The following is a 17,188-nucleotide window of genomic DNA, read 5'->3' on the forward strand; positions in this document are numbered from 1 at the left end:
CGCCCTGAAGCCGGTGCCGTTGTGCTATTCCTTAACCATGGTGACCACTATCCAACGCCAGGAGAAGGCCAGCTCCGAAGGCGGCATCCTGGCCCGCGCCGGGGACCTGTTCCAGCTGCTCCGCGACGGCAAGGCCAGGACCCGCGCCGAACTCGCCGAACAAACCGGGCTGGCGCGCACTACGGTGGCCGCCCGCATCGACGCGCTGACCGGACTTGGCCTGGTGGGTCCCGCCGGTGAGGCGGCGTCATCCGGCGGCAGGCCGCCGTCGAAGTTTGCTTTCAATGCCGGAGTGCGGCTGGTGCTTGCCGCCGACGTCGGTGCGAGCCACGCCGCGGTTGCGGTCACCGACCTGAACGGCGTTGTGCTCGCCCGGCATTCCGAGAAGCTCGACGTCGCCGAGGGGCCGGAAGTGGTGCTCAGCTGGATCGTGGAGAACGGGCGCGCGCTGCTGAAGGAGATCGGCCGCAGCGAAGCGGACATCGCCGGCATCGGCATCGGCGTTCCCGGACCCGTGGAACACGGCAGCGGCAGGCCCGTAAAGCCGCCCATCATGCCCGGTTGGGACGGCTTCGACGTGGTCGGCTACATCCGCAAGGAGATCGACGCCGAGGTGCTGGTGGACAACGACGTCAACATCATGGCGCTCGGCGAACGCCACACGCACTGGAATTCCTACGACGACCTGCTCTTCGTCAAGCTCGCCACGGGCGTGGGCGCGGGAATCATCAGCAGCGGCCAGCTGCAGCGCGGCGCGGACGGCACCTCCGGCGACCTCGGCCACGTCCGCGTGCCCGGCGGCGACGGTGTCCTGTGCCGCTGCGGCAACACCGGCTGCCTTGAAGCGCTGGCAGCGGGGCCCGCTCTGGTGCAGAAGCTCGCGGCGCAGGGGATCCAGGCCGCCTCCGGATCCGAGGTGGTGGACCTGGCCGCGCAGGGCAACGTCCAGGCCATCCATGCCCTGCGCCAGGCCGGCCGTGACGTCGGCGAGGTGCTGGCCATCTGCGTCAACATGCTCAATCCCTCGGTGATCGTGGTGGGCGGCAGTCTGTCGCGCGCCGGCGACCAGCTCCTGGCCGGCATCCGTGAAACGGTCTACGCGCGCTCGCTGCCGCTGGCCACCTCGCGGCTGCGGATCGAACAGTCCAAGGCCGGCCCGGAAGCCGCCATCCTCGGCGCGAGCCGCATGGTGATCGACCATGTCCTTTCGCCGGCCGTGGTTGAGTCCGCCGTGGCGGCGGCCGCCAGGCCCTAGGGAGACGGCTTGTTCAAAGCGCCCGCGGCATTTGCCGCGGGCGCTTTTGTGTGCCCGGAAGGGCGTGGAGAAAGACATCTGAAGTGTGAAGCGCTTTAGTCATTGACAGCCGTTTTGGGGCCGGAGAACCTTTCTTATGACTCTTAGCGCACAATCTTTTGCATATAAGCTGGCAGAAGTTGGCGCGACGACCTTGGGCTTGTGAAAGGAATTCCATGAAGGCATTCATCAGCGCCGGACGCCGCCGTCTGGCCCTTAGCGCAGCGGCAGCCGTGATGGCCGGATCCATGCTTACCGCGTGTGGCGGCGGAGCTGCCACGCAGAACAACGGCCCCGCGGTGGACCCGGCTGCGGGCAAGGACGCCAGCGGCAGCATCAACGTCTGCGGTGGCAAGGACGCCTCCGGCATCTACAAGGGCACCGCGGAAGCGTTCACCAAGGCCAACGGCAAGGTCACGGCCAAGTACACCGAGATCGGCGCCACCACGGATGAAGCCCGCACGCAGGCCGTGCAGCGGCTCGAGGGCAAGTCCGACGAGTGCGACATCTTCCTGACCGACGTCATCTGGACTTCCGAATTCGCCTCCCAGGGCTGGCTGGTGGACCAGAGCAAGCTGGTTGAAGCGAACAAGGACCGGCTCATCCCCTCCACGGTGGAAACCACGAAATACGAGGACAAGTACTGGGCCTCGCCGTTCTTCACCAACGCCGGGCTCATCTACTACCAGAAGGACAAGGTGGCCAAGCCGGAAACCTGGCAGCAGCTCTACGCCGAAGCCGCGAAGGCTCCCGGCAACAGCTTCGTCTACCAGGGCAAGCAGTACGAAGGCCTCACTGTGAACTTCCTGGAGATGCTCTACAGTGCCGGCGGCGAGGTCCTGGACAGCAACGGCGAGGTGAAGATCGATTCGCCGCAGACCCGCGAAGTCCTCGACTTCATGGTCAAGGGCCTGAAGGACGGCTCGGCCGACCGCGCCGTCCTGACGTACAACGAGGACCCCGCCCGCCTGGCCTACGAATCCGGCGAAGACGGCTACCAGCGCAACTGGCCGCACGTGTACCGGCTGCTCAACGAGAGCGCGTTGAAGGGCACCTTCGGCGTCGCACCGCTTCCCACCTGGGAAGGCGGCAAGGCCTCCGGCGTGCTGGGCGGCTGGAACCTGGCCATCTCGGCACACTCCAAGAACCAGGCCGGCGCCGTGGCCTTCATTGACTTCGCCACCACCCCGGAGTGGCAGAAGCACGTGGCCATGGACTTCTCCCAGGCCCCGGTGAACGAGGCCGCCTACTCCGACCCCGTGGTCCTGGCCAAGATGCCGTTCGCCAAGGAACTCCTGGCCTCGGTCAAGGGAGCCAAGCCGCGCCCCATCTCACCCGTCTACCCGCAGATTTCCCAAGCTGTCTACAAGAACGTGTACGCGGTCCTGTCCGGCACGGCGTCCACTGAGGACGCCGTGAAGAACATGGCCGAGGAAATCACGGCAGCGAAGAAGAGCTTCTGACCATGTCCATCAAGTCCCTTTCGCCCGGCCGCGGCGTGAGCGCACGCGACCGTGCGGAGCGGCGGCTCGCCATCCGGATGACCGCTCCGTCCCTGATCCTCATGGCCTTGGTGGCGGCGGTCCCCATCGGATACGCCCTGTGGCTGTCGCTCAACCAGTACAGCGTCCGGACGGCCGGCCTGTCCCGATTCGTCGGCCTGGAAAACTACATCACCGCCCTGGCCAGCCAGGAGTGGTGGGCCGCATTCGGACAGACCTTCCTGTTCGCCGCGCTCTCGGTCTCCTTGGAGCTCGTCCTGGGAACGGCCATGGCCCTGCTGCTCAACCTTGCCTTCAAGGGCCGGGCCCTGCTGCGCACCGTGGTGCTGCTGCCCTACGCGATTGTCACGGTGGTCTCCGCGATCACCTGGCAGACGATGTTCCAGCCCAACCTCGGCCTGGTGACCAATGTCCTGTCCGCCCTGGGCCTGCCCGGCGGGGACGTCGTCTGGCTGGGCGAGCACGGCTACGCGATGGCCGTGATCGTCCTTGCCGACGTCTGGAAGACCACGCCTTTCGCGGCCCTGATTATCCTGGCTGGACTGCAGGTCATCTCCGCCGAGACCTACGAGGCAGCAGAACTGGATGGAGCCAGCAAGTGGCAGACCTTCGTCCACATCACCCTGCCGCTGCTGCGCCCGGCAATCGTCCTCGCCGCGATCTTCCGCACCATGGACGCGCTGCGCGTCTTCGACCTGCCGTTCGTCCTCACCCGTGGAGCGAATGGCACCGAATCCATGTCCATGCTCGCCTACACGCAGCTGCGTGAGAACCGCCTGGTGGGTGAAGGGTCAGCCTTGTCCATCCTGACCTTCCTCACGGTGATGGTCGTGTCGGTCGTCTACATCCGCTTCGCCGGCGGAAACATCCGCGAGGTCGCGAAGGAGGAACAATGAGCACGCTGACCGCAGAACGTCCGACGGCGACGCAAGCCGCCGTCCGCCGTCGGGCACCAAAGCGCCGCCTCCGCGGCGAGGCGAAACTGCACCCCCTGGTGTGGGTTTTCGTCGTGGCGGTCATGGGCTTTTCGCTCATCCCTTTCTATTGGCTGGTGAACACCTCCCTGAAGAAGGGCGCCAGCCTGTCCAAGGGCGAGCTGTTCCCTGCCGATCCGAGCCTGGAGAACTACCTCGCGGTGTTCCAGAACGCCGAGTTCCTGGTGGCGCTGCGGAACTCGGTGATCATCGCCGTCGTGACCACCACGGTGGCGCTGGTGTTCGCCTCCTTCGCGGCGTACGCACTGGCCCGGCTCAAGATGCGCCGTAAGGCGATGATCCTCACCCTCATCCTGTCGGTGACCACGTTCCCGGCCATCGCCATCGCGGCACCGATGTTCTCCATCTGGCGGGAGATCGGCCTCTACGACACCCTCCTCGGCCTGATCATCCCGAAACTGACCTTCGCGCTGCCGCTGGCGATCTACACGCTGACCTCCTTCTTCAAGGAAATCCCGCGCGAACTCGAGGAATCGGCGTACATGGACGGGGCTTCGCCGTTCACTGCTTTCCGCAAGGTCATCCTGCCGCTGGCGGTTCCGGGGCTGGCCACGACGGCCATCCTTGTGTTCATCTCGGTATGGAACGAATTCCTGCTCGCGGTCACGCTGACCACCTCGCCTGAGGCCCGGCCGGTCCCCGTGGCGATCGCCTTCTTCAGCGGGACCAGCGAATTCGACCAGCCGCTGGGCACCATCAGCGCGGCCTCCGTGATCATCACGGTCCCGCTGGTGATCCTTGTCCTCCTTTGCCAGAAGAGGATCGTGTCAGGAATGACCGCGGGCGCCGTCAAGGGCTGACCCTCTCCGAAATACCAACACAACAAGCCAACAACAGGAAAGAACAGGAAACCCCGTGAGCACTCAGCACGCTACGCCCGCAAGCCTCAAGGTAGGCGTCGTCGGCATCGGTTGGGCCGGCCAGCAGCATCTCGACGCCTACAGCAGGATCGACGGCGTCGAGATCCTCGCCGCCGCCGGCATGGAAGCCGAGCTCCTCGCCCAGGTGGAGGAGAAGTACAGCATTCCGCACGTCTTCGCCCGCTGGGAAGACATGCTTGAGCTGGAGGGCCTCGACGCCATCAGCGTGGCCGTCCCCACCTTCCTGCACGCGCCCATCGCCGTCGCCGCCCTGGAGAAGGGCATCCACGTGCTGAGCGAAAAGCCGATCGCACGCAACGCCGTCGAGGGCCAGGCCATGGTGGACGCCGCCCGCAAAGCCGGCCGCGTGCTGGACGTTGCCTTCAACCACCGCCGCCGCGGTGACATCCAGGCCCTCAAGTCCGTGATCGACCAGGGCGAGCTCGGCCGGCCGTACTACGCCAAGGCCGCGTGGCTGCGCCGCCAGGGCATCCCCACCCTGGGCAGCTGGTTCACCAACCCGGAGCTTGCCGGCGGCGGACCCCTCGCGGACATCGGCGTGCACGTCCTGGACTACGCCCTGCACCTGCTGGGCGAACCCAAGGTGCTGTCCGTCTCCGCGTCCACCCATTCCGAGCTGGGCCCGCGCGGCCTGGGCGGCAATGCCCGGTACACCGCCACGGCGTCGTCCAACAAATTCGAGGTGGAGGACTTCTCCTCGGCCTTCCTGCGCCTGGAAGGCGGCGCCACCCTGGTGATCGAGGCGGGCTGGGCCAGCTACCGGAAGCCCGATGACGAGATCAACTTCCTCGTGTACGGCACCGACGGCGGCGCTGAACTCAAGGTCGCCGGCAACCCGTCCCCGGAACGCGGCGAACTGCACGTCTTCAAGGACAACGGCGAAGAAAACGCCGACTACGCCCCCGAAGTGGGCTCCAACGGCATGCACCGGCAGGTGGTGGCGGACTTCGTGGCCGCTGTGCGCGCCGGCGAAAGCGAATGGGAGCGGCACGACGGTTCGCTCGCGCTGAACCGCGCCGTGATCATCGACGCCTGCTACCAGTCCGCGCTCGAAGGCCGGGAGGTGCGTCTCTGATGGCCGACCGCAAACTGAACATCGTCGTCTGGAACGAAGGCGTCCACGAAGCCCGCAACGAACCGGCCACCATGGCGGAGATGTACCCCGAAGGCATGCACGGGGCGATCGCCGCCGGCCTGCGCGGCTTCTACCCGGACGCGGACATCACGACGGCGACCCTCGCCGATCCGGAACACGGACTGTCCGAGGAGGTGCTCGCCCGCACCGACGTCCTGCTGTGGTGGGGGCACATCGCGCACGGCGAGGTCTCCGAAGAAGTGGTGGAACGGGTGCAGCGGCACGTGCTGGGCGGCATGGGCCTGGTAGTGCTGCACTCCGGCCACTTCGCCAAGATCTTCACGCGGCTGCTGGGCACCACCTGCTCGCTGAAGTGGCGCAACGACGGCGAACGCGAACTCGTGTGGACGGTCAAGCCTTCGCACCCGATCGCTGCCGGCGTCGAAAGCCCCATCCTCATTCCCAAGCAGGAGATGTACGGGGAGCTCTTCGACATCCCGGAGCCCGACGACCTGATCTTCATCAGCTCCTTCGAAGGCGGCGAGGTGTTCCGCTCCGGCGTGACCTTCTCCCGCGGCAAGGGCCGGATCTTCTACTTCAGCCCCGGCGACCAGGAATACCCGGTGTACCACCAGCCGCAGATCCAGAAGGTCATCGCCAACGGCGTGGGCTGGGTGGCGCAGCCCGAACAGTTCCGTGAAGCACCCTCCGTGTCCAACCCGCAGCGGGACTGGTACCTCGGCTGACGCGTGATCTTCGACAACGGCGCCACGGTTTACACAACCGTGGCGCCGTTGCCGTGATAGCAAGAAAGGGTGATCGAAAAATGAGCGGCCTGTTGTCCCGTGTTCCCCGCAGCTGGGTGGTCCTGGCCTGCATCGCCCTGATTTCGCTCTGCATGCGCGGGCCGATCGTCTCCGTTGCCCCTGTGCTGGACACCATGCAGGCCGAGCTCGGCTTCCCGCCCGTGGTCCTGGGCCTGCTGACCAGCATCCCGGTGCTGTGCTTCTCCCTCGCCTCGCCGGCCGCGGCGCTTGCGGGGCGCCGCTTCGGCGCCGAATTCGCGGTGACCCTCACTTTGCTGGGCGTCCTGGCAGGCGTGGTGCTGCGCTCGGCCGGGCCGCCCGCCGTCGTACTTTTCGGCACGGTGCTGATCGGCCTGGCGATCACGGTGGGGAACATCTGCATCCCGCTGATCATCCGGCGCGATGTTTCGTCGCGGCGGCAGGGCACCGCGATGGGCCTGTACTCGGCGTTCCTGAACGTGGGCGCCTTCCTGACCTCGGTGGTCACCGCACCGCTCGCGGAACTGATGGGCTGGCGGCTGGCGCTGGCCGCCGTCGGGATCCTCGCGGTGCTGGCGACGGCAGCCTGGGCCTTCGCGTTCGGCCCGCGGCGGGCATTCGTGCCGAAGCCGCTGCCTCCAGCGCCTGCACCCGCGGCGGATGCGCCACCGGTGGCCGGGGTCTTCTGGATCACCGCGGGCCTGACGGTCGGCTTCGCCGGCCAGGCGTTCTCCTACTACGGCGTGACCACCTGGCTGCCGAGCTTCCTGGGCGATTCGCTGGGCATGACCGCCACCGAAGCCGGCGCGGGCGCCTCGATCTTCCAGGTGCTGGCGATCCTCGGATCGCTCGGCGTGCCGCTGCTCGCCAAGTATTGGAGTCCGACGGCGGTGGCGCTCACCGTGAGCGCGCTGTGGGCGAGCATTCCCGTGGGCCTGTTGCTGGCGCCGTCGTGGTGGTGGCTGTGGTGCATCAGCGCCGGGATCGCGCAGGGCGGTGGCTTCACGATCATCTTCTCCGCCCTTATCAAGGTGGCGCCGGATATGGCCACGGCCGGCAGGATGTCCGCCTCGGTCCAGGGCGTGGGCTATTTCTTCGCGGCCATCGCCCCGAGTGCCGTGGGCTTCGTGCACGAACAGGCCGGCACCTGGACTCCGCCGCTGTTGGTGATCCTCGGCTCGGTGCTGGCCTTCGGCATCTGCACCACGGTCTCGGTTCGGAGTGCCGGCAAGCGCCGCTGAGTTTCCCCTTGGGGAAGCGCGAACTGGCAGCAGATGCCCTCTGAAACGGATTTAAGGGGGATCTGCTGCCAGTTCGCGCTGTGTGAAAGGGTGGTCCGCCGCCGGGCTGCCTCCCCGGCCTTCGGGGTCACTTGTTGCGAAGAGTGCAGGCAGCCCGGCCGGCGGAAATTTCTAGGCGGCGATCAGTTCTTCCTTGCTGGCCTCTTCCTTGGCTTCGGTGAGGAAGCGGGCGTAAGCCGGGATGGTCAGGAAGGTGGGGAAGTCTTCCGCCAGGGTGACCTCCTCGAAGATGCTGCGGGCATCGGTGAAGCGGTCGTCGTCGAAGCGTTCCAGGCGGGCGAACTCCTCATCCAGCAACTCCTCCACCCATTCACGGGTGATGACGTCGCCGGAGTCCGTGATGGCCCGGGAATGGATCCACTGCCACAGCTGTGAACGGGAGATTTCCGCGGTTGCTGCGTCTTCCATCAGGTTGTGGATGGCCACGGCACCGTTGCCGCGCAGCCACGATTCGATGTAGCGGATGCCCACTTCGATGTTGATGCGGATGCCCTGCTCCGTGATGCTTCCCTCGGTGGAGGAAACGTCGATCAGCGCGCGGTCGTCGGGTGTGACGTCCTCGCGGGAGCGGTCCAGCTGGTTCGGACGCGAGCCGAGGACGCCGTCGAACACTTCACGGCACACCGGCACCAGGTCCGGGTGGGCAACCCAGGAGCCATCAAAACCGTCGTTGGCCTCGCGGGTCTTGTCCGCGCGGACCTTTTCGAAGGACGCCGTGTTGGCGGCTTCGTCCTTGCGGTTGGGAACAGCGGCAGCCATGCCGCCGATCGCCATGGCGCCGCGGCGGTGGCAGGCACGCACCAGCTGCTCGGTGTAGGAGCGCATGAACGGCTGGGTCATGCTGACCTGGCCGCGGTCCGGCAGGACGAAGCGGGGGCCGCGGGTCCGGAAGTTCTTGATCAGGGAGAAGATGTAGTCCCAGCGGCCGGCGTTCAGGCCCGCGGCGTGATCGCGCAGTTCGTAGAGGATCTCCTCCATTTCGAACGCGGCCGTGATGGTCTCGATCAGCACCGTGGCACGGATGGTGCCCTGCGGGATGCCGAGCAGGTCCTGGGCCAGGATGAAGATGTCGTTCCACAGGCGGGCTTCGAGGTGGTTCTCGATCTTCGGCAGGTAGAAGTACGGGCCGCGGCCCTGGGCCAGCAGGCGGCGGGCGTTGTGGAAGAAGTACAGGCCGAAGTCCACGATCCCGCCGGCGATCGGCTTGCCGTCAATCAGCATGTGCTTCTCCGGCAGGTGCCAGCCCCGCGGCCGGACCACGATGGTGGGCAGCTCCTGGTCCGTGCGCAGCTTGTACTCCTTGCCCTCCTCCGTGGTGAAGTCGATGCGGCGTTCCAGGGCGTCCGTCAGGTTCAGCTGGCCCTTGATGACGTTGCGCCACGTGGGGGTGGACGAATCCTCCATGTCCGCGAGCCACACCTTGGCGCCCGAGTTCAGCGCGTTGATGGTCATCTTCCGGTCCACCGGCCCCGTGATCTCCACGCGGCGGTCCTCCAGTCCCGGCGCCGGGGGAGCGACCCGCCAGTTCGGATCGTTGCGGATGCCCTCGGTCTCCGGAAGGAACCGCGGATCCTGGCCGGACGCGATCTGGGCCCGGCGCGCGTGGCGGGCCTGCATCAGCTCCTGGCGCCGCTCCGCCGTCGCCCGGTGCAGCTTCGCAACGAAATCCAAGGCGTCCGGAGTAAGCACTTCGCCCTGCCGGCAGACCGGCTGCGCAGTGAGGGTGATGCCGTTGATGGTGAAGCTGTCGGTGAAGCTGTTCATGTCAATCTCTCCTCTGAGAAGCAAGTGTTCGACGGCGGCGTGGCTGGCTCGGGTGCCGGGCGCCGGTTCTGGTGATCGAGCCTGTCGAGATCGCCTTGGGTGCCGGACGCCGGTTCTGGTGATCGAGCCTGTCGAGATCTCAACCGCAGGGTTTGCCGGGGTTTCGACGGTTTCGACAAGCTCAACCACCGAACCACCGGATTTGGTGATCGAGCCTGTCGAGATCTCAACCGCCCGTCGTCGAACGGTAAGTGTTAGTGGAACTGGCCTTCTTCGGTGGATCCCACCAGGGCCAGGGTGCTTGCGTTCGGGTTGAGCGCAGTGGCGATGTCGTCGAAGTAGCCGGTGCCGACTTCGCGCTGGTGTTTGGTTGCGGTGTAGCCGCGGGATTCGGAGGCGAATTCCTTTTCCTGGAGTTCGACGTAGGCGCTCATGCCTTCGCGGGCGTAGCCGTGGGCGAGGTCGAACATCGAGTAGTTCAGGGCGTGGAATCCGGCCAGGGTGATGAACTGGAAGGTGAAGCCCATGGCGCCGAGTTCACGCTGGAACTTGGCGATGGTGGCGTCGTCCAGGTGCTTGCGCCAGTTGAACGACGGCGAGCAGTTGTAGGACAGCATCTGATCCGGGAATTCGGACTTGACGGCCTCGGCGAACTTCTTGGCGAGCTCGAGGTCCGGAGTGCCGGTCTCCATCCAGATGAGGTCGGAGTACGGGGCGTAGGCCTTGGCGCGGGCGATGCAGGGTTCGATGCCGTTGCGGACCTTGTAGAAGCCCTCGGCGGTGCGCTCGCCGGTGATGAACTCGCGGTCGCGTTCATCGACGTCGGAGGTGATCAGGGTTGCTGCCTCGGCATCGGTGCGGGCGATGACGACGGTGGGGGTGCCGGCGACGTCGGCAGCCAGTCGGGCCGCGTTCAGCGTCCGGATGTGCTGCTGGGTGGGGATGAGGACCTTGCCGCCCAGGTGCCCGCACTTCTTTTCGGAGGCCAGCTGGTCTTCCCAGTGAACGCCCGAGGCGCCGGCGGCGATCATGGACTTCATGAGTTCGTAGGCGTTGAGCGGACCGCCGAAGCCGGCTTCGGCGTCGGCGACGATCGGAACCAGCCAGTCCTCAACGGTCTTGATGCCTTCGGCGAACTCGATCTGGTCGGCGCGCAGCAGGGCGTTGTTGATGCGGCGGACCACCTGCGGAACCGAGTTCGCCGGGTACAGCGACTGATCCGGGTATGTGTGGCCGGAGAGGTTGGCGTCTGCGGCAACCTGCCAGCCGGAAAGGTAGATGGCGCGCAGGCCGGCCTTGACCTGCTGGACGGCCTGGTTGCCGGTGAGGGCGCCGAGTGCGTTGGTGTAACCGCCGTTGGGGGCTTCTTCCGTGAGCTGCTTCCACAGTTTCTCCGAGCCGCGGCGGGCCAGGGTGTGTTCCTCGGAGACGCGGCCGCGGAGGCGGACGACGTCGGACGCCGAGTAATCACGGGTGACGCCTTCCCACCGCGGGTTGGCAGCCCATTCGAGTTCCAGCGCGGCGGCCTGCTGCTCAATACTCTGCTCTGGTTCAAATGCTGCGGTCATGGTCTTGTCTCCTTTGACTCCGATGGGTCCGGTGATTGAGCTTGTCGATTGAGCTCGTCGAAATCTCGTGGAACCTACTTTTCTGGACTTTCCAAGGGGTTTCTAGAGGAAAACCATGGAAAGAAATGCACTTCTTCGCGTATTCTCAAGAAATGTCGCCTGCAAGCTGGAACCGCGAAGTTGCCGTCCCGCCGTCGTCCGCTGCATCCACGGAAGTGGACGTCATCAGCCTGGGCCGCCGCGTGCGGCATCTGCGCAAGCAGGCCGGGCTGACGCTCGACGAGCTGGGTGCCGCCGTCGGGACCGCCCCCAGCCAGCTGAGCCTGATCGAAAACGGCAAGCGGGAACCCAAGCTCGGCCTGCTGCAGGGCCTGGCAGGCGCCCTCAAGGTGAGCATCGAACAGCTGCTCGGGGCCGAGCCGCCCAGCCGCCGCGCCGCGCTGGAAATCGAGCTGGAACGCTACCAGCGCGGGCCCCTGTACGAATCGCTCAAACTGCCGAAAATCCGCATCAGCTCGCGGCTTCCGCTCGATGTGCTGGAGGCCCAGGTGGGCCTGCTGCAGGAGCTCGAACGGAAGATGAATGAGCAAGTGGCGACGCCGGAAGAGGCCCGCCGCGCGAACGGCGAGTTGCGTGCCATGATGCGTGAGCGCGGGAACTACTTCCCGGAGTATGAGGCCGAAGCGCAGAAGGTGCTCAAGCAGGTGGGCTACAGCGGCGGACCGCTGAGCCAGCACGTCATCGCGGACATCGCGGAGAAGCTCGGATTCACCCTGCACCACGTGGGCGATTTGCCGCATTCCACGCGTTCGGTGACGGATTTGAAGAACCGCAGAATTTACCTGACGCAGAACCAGCGGCAGGACCACGACCCCCGCTCGGTGCTGCTGCAGGCCCTTGGCCACTACGTCCTGGGCCACGAAACTCCCCGGAACTACGGCGATTTCCTCGCCCAGCGCGTGGCTACCAACTATTTCGCCGCCGCGTTGCTGCTGCCAGAGCAGACAACCGTGGATTTTCTGCAGAAGGCGAAGGCGGCCAAGGAGATCGCCGTCGAGGACATCCGGGACGCCTTCGCCGTGTCCTACGAAACCGCCGCGCACCGCTTCACCAACCTGGCCACCAAGCACCTGGGCATCACCACGCATTTCCAGAAGACGCACCAGAGCGGCATCATCTACAAGGCCTACGAGAACGACGGCGTGAACTTCCCGCAGGACCATACCGGGGCCATCGAGGGCCAGCCGTCCTGCAAGGCGTGGACCTCGCGCGCAGTGTTCGACGTGCCGGACAAGTTCAGCGCCTACTCGCAGTACACGGATACGCCGTCCGGGACCTACTGGTGCACGGCACGGACCGAGCGTTCGGCGTCGGGCGAGTTTTCGCTCTCCATTGGCGTGCCGTACCAGCACGTGAAGTGGTTCCGCGGGAGGGAGACGACGGCGCGCGCCACCTCCCGCTGCCCGGACCCGGACTGCTGCAAGCGGCCGCCTGCGTCCCTGGCGAACGAGTGGGCCGGCAACGCCTGGCCGTCCGCGCGGGCGCACTCGCACCTGCTCGCGGCCATGCCGCCCGGCGCCTTCCCCGGTGTGGACGAGACCGAGGTGTACGCGTTCCTGCAGGCGCACTCGGGGTAGCTCTGCCCTCCTGCGGGGGCGGGGGCGCGAACGTACAGATGGGGCCCTTAAAACCCCGGAAACAGGGCACGAACTGTACGCTCGCGCAAGTCATCTGAGGTGACGCTCTCGTTTGGCCGGGGCGGAAATCTTTCACATAGGATGCCGTGTGCCCTGCGGCCAAGCAGGTTATCCAGGGCGCTGCACTCCCCAAAGAAAGAAGTCCCCATGTCAGCCGACACTCACGGCACCCCAAACCCCGGCACACAAGCAGCCAAAAAGCTCCGCTCCCGGCATGTCACCATGATCACCCTCGGTGGCATCATCGGCTCCAGCCTCTTCGTCGGCTCCGCGAACGTCATCCACGCAGTGGGCCCGGCCGCCGTAATTTCCTACCTGATCGGCGGCCTGCTGGTCTTCCTGGCCATGCGCATGCTGGGCGAAATGGCAGCGGCACGTCCCGCCGTCGGCTCCTTCATGGAGTACGCCCGCGTCGGCCTCGGCGACTGGGCCGCATACTTCGTGGGCTGGCTCTACTGGTACTTCTGGGTGGGCGTGATCGCCTACGAGGCCGTGGTGGGCGGCTCCATCCTGCACGGCTGGGTGCCCGGCATTCCGCAGTGGATCTTCTCGGTGCTGCTGCTCCTGGTCTTCACCGGCGCCAACCTGGTGTCCCTGCGGTCCTTCGGCGAAACGGAGTTCTGGCTGGCCAGCGTCAAGGTGGCCGCGATCGTCGTCTTCTTGGTGGTGGGTACGCTCTTCGCCCTCGGCCTGTGGCCCAACGCCCAGTTCGCCGTCCCGAACCTCTGGGAGCACGGCGGCTTCATGCCCGAGGGCTTCGGCGCAGTGATCGGCGGCGTGGCGATCGTGATCTTCTCCTACTTCGGCACCGAAATCGCCGTCATGGCCGCCTCTGAATCCGAGGATCCGGCCAAGGGCGTGCGCCAGGCAACCAGTACGGTGATCTGGCGGATCCTGATCTTCTTCGTCGGTGCGGTTCTCCTCATCGTCACCATCGTTCCGTGGAACCAGCTGCCCGACCCCAAGGAAAAGGCGCCCTTCGCCTACCTCTTCAGCCTCTACGGCCTGCCGGGTGCGGACATCGTCATGAGCGCCGTGATCCTCACCGCGGTCTGCTCGGTGCTGAACTCCGGCCTCTACTCGGCGGCCCGCATGTTCTCCTCGATCGCAGGGCAGGGCTACGCGCCGAAGATCATCGCCCGCAAGTCCGCCTCCGGCATCCCGGTGGCGGCCGTCATCGCATCCACCCTGGGCGGGTACGCCGCCGTCATCATCAACTTCACGGCGCCGGACTCGGGCATCTTCGACTTCATCATGAACTCCGCCGGCCTCGTGGCGCTGTTTGTCTACGCCTTCATCGCCTTGACCCAGATCCGCACCCGCGCCCGCATGACCCCGGAGGAAACCGCCGCCCTGAAGCTGCGCATGTGGCTGCACCCCTGGCTGGGCATCCTGGTGATCGCGGCCGTGCTCGGGATCGTGGTGGTCATGCTCTTCTCCGGCGATTCCGGCCGCACCCAGGTGTGGACGTCGCTGGTTTCCGTGGCGGTGCTCGCCGCGTTCTGGCCGCTGGTGAACCGCCGGCTCAAGGCCCGCCGTGCTGCGTCTGAAGCGGCGCTTCACACAACCCAGGACACCGCGCCCGAAGACCCGGTGGACGCCTCCGCACGGTAACAACCCGGCGCGAACGTACAGTTACGGCCCTTAAAACCGCGAAAACAGGGCCTCAACTGTACGTTCGCGCCTGGACACAGCAAGCGTGGGCGCAACTCCCCATGGCAACGTCTTTTTCCTGTCGCTAGGATTTGCCCCGGGCCCATCGGCCCGATTCGCACCCCTGGGGGAAAAGGAAAATCCATGAAGTCGTCATCAGCGACGCCCTTCAGACGGCTACTGGCCGCTATTACGACGGCGGTCCTCGCCGCGACCGCCTTCGTCACCGGGGCTGTTCCGGCCCAGGCGGCGGGCTTCACCATCCAAGGCACCATCACGGGCAAGGCGACGGCAAGCGCAACGCCGGCGGTCTTGGGCGACGTCTGGGTGGGCGCCTATACGAACGATTGGCAGGCCGACAATGTGGGCGGCATGTGGACCGGGGCCGACGGTAAGTTCAGCTTCACCGTGCCGGCCGAAGGAAGCTACAAGCTCTGGATCAGCTGCGGCGCCTGCAGCAACACCTACGCCGATGAGTGGTACAACAACCACACGCATTCCGAATCCGCGGATCCGGTGACAGTGACGGCGGCCGCACCGACCGCCACGGCCAATGTTGAGCTCTCCGCTTACGGCAAGGTGAGCGGCCGGGTGACGGACAAGAACGGCTTGCCCATCACCACGCCGCTCGAGGTTTCGGCGTCCCCCTCCGAAGGTGGCCAGGTGGTTTCTGCTACCCCGGACGCCAACGGTTACTACACCCTGGCAAAGGTCCAGCCCGGAAAGATCGAGCTGCGGGTGACGGATGAATCGGGCAAGCACCTTTACGTCAACCAGCAGTGGAACGGAAGCGCGGGTGTAGAGGGCCACTATGACGGATTCACCATGCCCACCGGCGCCGTGTTGAGCAACGTCAATTTCGCCCTGAATCCACAGACGGTCTTCGAGGCAGCCGTGACGGACCCGGCAGGTGTACCGATCCCCAATGTTGCGTACGGCCCGCAGGTGTACAACGAGGCCACCGGGAAATGGGACGGCCCGCAGTACGGCCCCCTCCTGAGCGACGACGCCGGCAAGGTGTACTGGGACCTGACGGTGGGCAAGAAGTACAGGTTCTGCTTCAGCGACAACTACTACGAGATCCCGCGCGAATACCGCTACGTGGCCGAGTGCTATGACAACGTCCCGGACCTGGCAAACGCGAAGATCGTCACCCCCACCACCGCCGGAGAGCGCATTACGGCCACCGTGCAGCTCGCCGTCGCCGGAAAGGGACTGACCCAGGGTGACGCTTTCGCCTACGGCGGCAACCAGCCCGGCCAGACTGTCACCGTGGACCCCGGTGCCTGGGGGCCCGCTCCGGTGACGCTCAGCTACCAGTGGACCCGTTACAAGGACGGGACGGAGACGGCGATCGCCGGAGCAACGTCCGCCGATTACGTCCTCACCGAGGCTGATCGCGACCACTACGTCAGCGTGAAGATCACCGGCAGCAAGGACGGTTACGTCACCTCCAGCAGCTGGACAGGCATTGGAAAGGTCGGCGCCCCTGCGATCACCTCGTCCAAGCCGCTGACCCTCGAGGGCACGCCGGCTGTGGGCAACACCCTGACCGCTGATTTCGGCACGCTGACGCCGGCTCCCGAGTACGGCGCAATGTACGAATGGTATGTGGACGGCGTCCGGGACGAGCGCAGCTACGAGAACACGTTCACCCTGACCCCGGCCGATGCCGGCAAGAAGGTCACGGTGCGGGTCTCCGCGCACGACTGGCCCACCGAGCCCTACTACGCCCAGGCCACCAGCGCGCCGGTTGCCGCGGGTACGCTGACCGCCCCGACGCCCACCATCACCGGCACTGCGAAGGTGGGCTACACGCTGACGGCGAATGCCGGAACCTGGGGTCCGGCACCGGTGACGCTGGCGTACCAGTGGTTCCGCTCCGGCGTCGCGATCACGGGCGCCACCGCGGCAACGTACGTGCAGACCTCCGCGGACCTGGGCAAGACCATGACCGTCCAGGTGACCGGCACCAAGACCGGCTACACCACGGCGGCCAGGACCTCGGCTGCCACCGCGGCGGTTGCCGCCGGCACGTTGACCGCCCCGGCCCCGACCATCACGGGTACGAAAAAGGTGGGTTACCGGCTGACGGCGAACGCCGGTACCTGGGGTCCTGCTCCGGTGACGCTGGCGTACCAGTGGTTCCGCTCCGGCGTCGCGATCACCGGCGCCACGGCGTCCACCTACACGCTGACGGCCTCGGACCTGGGCAAGACCATGACCGTCCGTGTAACCGGCTCCAAAGCCGGTTACACCACGGTGGCCAAGACGTCCGCGGCCACCACTGCGGTAGTTGCCGGCACGCTGACTGCGCCGACGCCTACCATCACGGGGACCAAGAAGGTGGGCTACACGTTGACCGCCAATCCCGGAACCTGGGGTCCGGCCCCGGTGACGCTGAGGTACCAGTGGTTCCGCGGCACCACCGCCATCTCGGGTGCTGTGTACCAGACGTACAAGCTGACCACCACGGACCGCGGCAAGCAGATCCGTGTGCGGGTGACCGGTTCGAAGTCCGGCTACACCACAGTGAGCAAGTACTCGGCGTACACGGTGGCGATCGTCTGACGCGCTGACCGCAAAGGGTCCGCACCTTCCGGAAGGAGGATGCGGGCCCTTTTGCGTTGGGGAGAACTCCCCATGGCCGGACCTTTCCCCTTGTCGTTAGGA

At 66.1% G+C, this 17,188-nt stretch carries 12 protein-coding genes; 10 read left to right on the plus strand and 2 right to left on the minus strand.

Annotated features, from left to right (window positions below; genetic code table 11):
• Positions 1-37: 37 nt before the first annotated feature.
• The 7 genes from BIU82_RS08410 to BIU82_RS08440 all read left to right on the plus strand — a co-directional run bounded on the left by BIU82_RS08410 (position 38) and on the right by BIU82_RS08440 (position 7,773).
• Positions 38-1,255 (plus strand): ROK family transcriptional regulator, encoded by a 1,218-nt coding sequence (locus BIU82_RS08410; protein WP_070349006.1) that lies wholly within the window; start codon positions 38-40, stop codon positions 1,253-1,255.
• Positions 1,256-1,470: 215 nt separating this feature from the next.
• The gene (locus BIU82_RS08415) at positions 1,471-2,757 is read left to right on the plus strand and encodes an ABC transporter substrate-binding protein (protein WP_070349007.1); all 1,287 of its coding nucleotides are present in this window, start codon (positions 1,471-1,473) and stop codon (positions 2,755-2,757) included.
• Between the two features lie 2 nt (positions 2,758-2,759).
• The gene (locus BIU82_RS08420) at positions 2,760-3,692 is read left to right on the plus strand and encodes a sugar ABC transporter permease (protein WP_070349008.1); all 933 of its coding nucleotides are present in this window, start codon (positions 2,760-2,762) and stop codon (positions 3,690-3,692) included.
• Positions 3,689-4,591 carry a carbohydrate ABC transporter permease gene (locus BIU82_RS08425; RefSeq protein WP_070349009.1) on the plus strand — a complete coding sequence of 301 codons (903 nt, stop codon included), beginning with the start codon at positions 3,689-3,691 and terminating at the stop codon, positions 4,589-4,591. Before BIU82_RS08420 ends, BIU82_RS08425 begins: the two co-directional genes overlap by 4 nt.
• Before the next feature lie 55 nt (positions 4,592-4,646).
• Complete coding sequence (locus tag BIU82_RS08430; protein WP_070349010.1) at positions 4,647-5,747, plus strand: Gfo/Idh/MocA family oxidoreductase; 1,101 nt, start codon at positions 4,647-4,649, stop codon at positions 5,745-5,747.
• Entirely contained in the window at positions 5,747-6,493 is a 747-nt protein-coding gene (locus tag BIU82_RS08435) for a ThuA domain-containing protein (RefSeq protein ID WP_070349011.1), read from the plus strand. The genes BIU82_RS08430 and BIU82_RS08435 overlap by 1 nt, the downstream gene beginning before the upstream one ends.
• Before the next feature lie 80 nt (positions 6,494-6,573).
• The gene (locus BIU82_RS08440; RefSeq protein WP_070349012.1) at positions 6,574-7,773 is read left to right on the plus strand and encodes an MFS transporter; all 1,200 of its coding nucleotides are present in this window, start codon (positions 6,574-6,576) and stop codon (positions 7,771-7,773) included.
• 171 nt (positions 7,774-7,944) lie between these two features.
• Here BIU82_RS08440 and aceB read toward each other — a convergent pair whose 3' ends face one another.
• A complete protein-coding gene (gene aceB, locus BIU82_RS08445) occupies positions 7,945-9,597 on the minus strand; it encodes a malate synthase A (RefSeq protein ID WP_070349013.1) in 1,653 nt (550 codons plus the stop codon).
• A 254-nt stretch (positions 9,598-9,851) separates the two neighbouring features.
• The gene (aceA, locus tag BIU82_RS08450) at positions 9,852-11,165 is read right to left on the minus strand and encodes an isocitrate lyase (RefSeq protein ID WP_070349014.1); all 1,314 of its coding nucleotides are present in this window, start codon (positions 11,163-11,165) and stop codon (positions 9,852-9,854) included.
• Between the two features lie 125 nt (positions 11,166-11,290).
• On the opposite strand from aceA, the gene BIU82_RS08455 reads away from it, so the two are divergent.
• The 3 genes from BIU82_RS08455 (at position 11,291) to BIU82_RS08465 (ending at position 17,086) form a co-directional block, all read left to right on the plus strand.
• A complete protein-coding gene (locus BIU82_RS08455) occupies positions 11,291-12,802 on the plus strand; it encodes a helix-turn-helix transcriptional regulator (RefSeq protein ID WP_070349015.1) in 1,512 nt (503 codons plus the stop codon).
• A gap of 207 nt (positions 12,803-13,009) precedes the next feature.
• The gene (locus tag BIU82_RS08460) at positions 13,010-14,476 is read left to right on the plus strand and encodes an amino acid permease (RefSeq protein WP_070349016.1); all 1,467 of its coding nucleotides are present in this window, start codon (positions 13,010-13,012) and stop codon (positions 14,474-14,476) included.
• Between the two features lie 183 nt (positions 14,477-14,659).
• On the plus strand, positions 14,660-17,086 hold the full coding sequence (locus BIU82_RS08465; RefSeq protein ID WP_070349017.1) for a carboxypeptidase regulatory-like domain-containing protein: 2,427 nt from the start codon (positions 14,660-14,662) through the stop codon (positions 17,084-17,086).
• Positions 17,087-17,188 lie beyond the last annotated feature (102 nt).

The sequence above is a fragment of the Arthrobacter sp. SW1 genome (assembly GCF_001766675.1).
GTDB lineage: Bacteria > Actinomycetota > Actinomycetes > Actinomycetales > Micrococcaceae > Arthrobacter.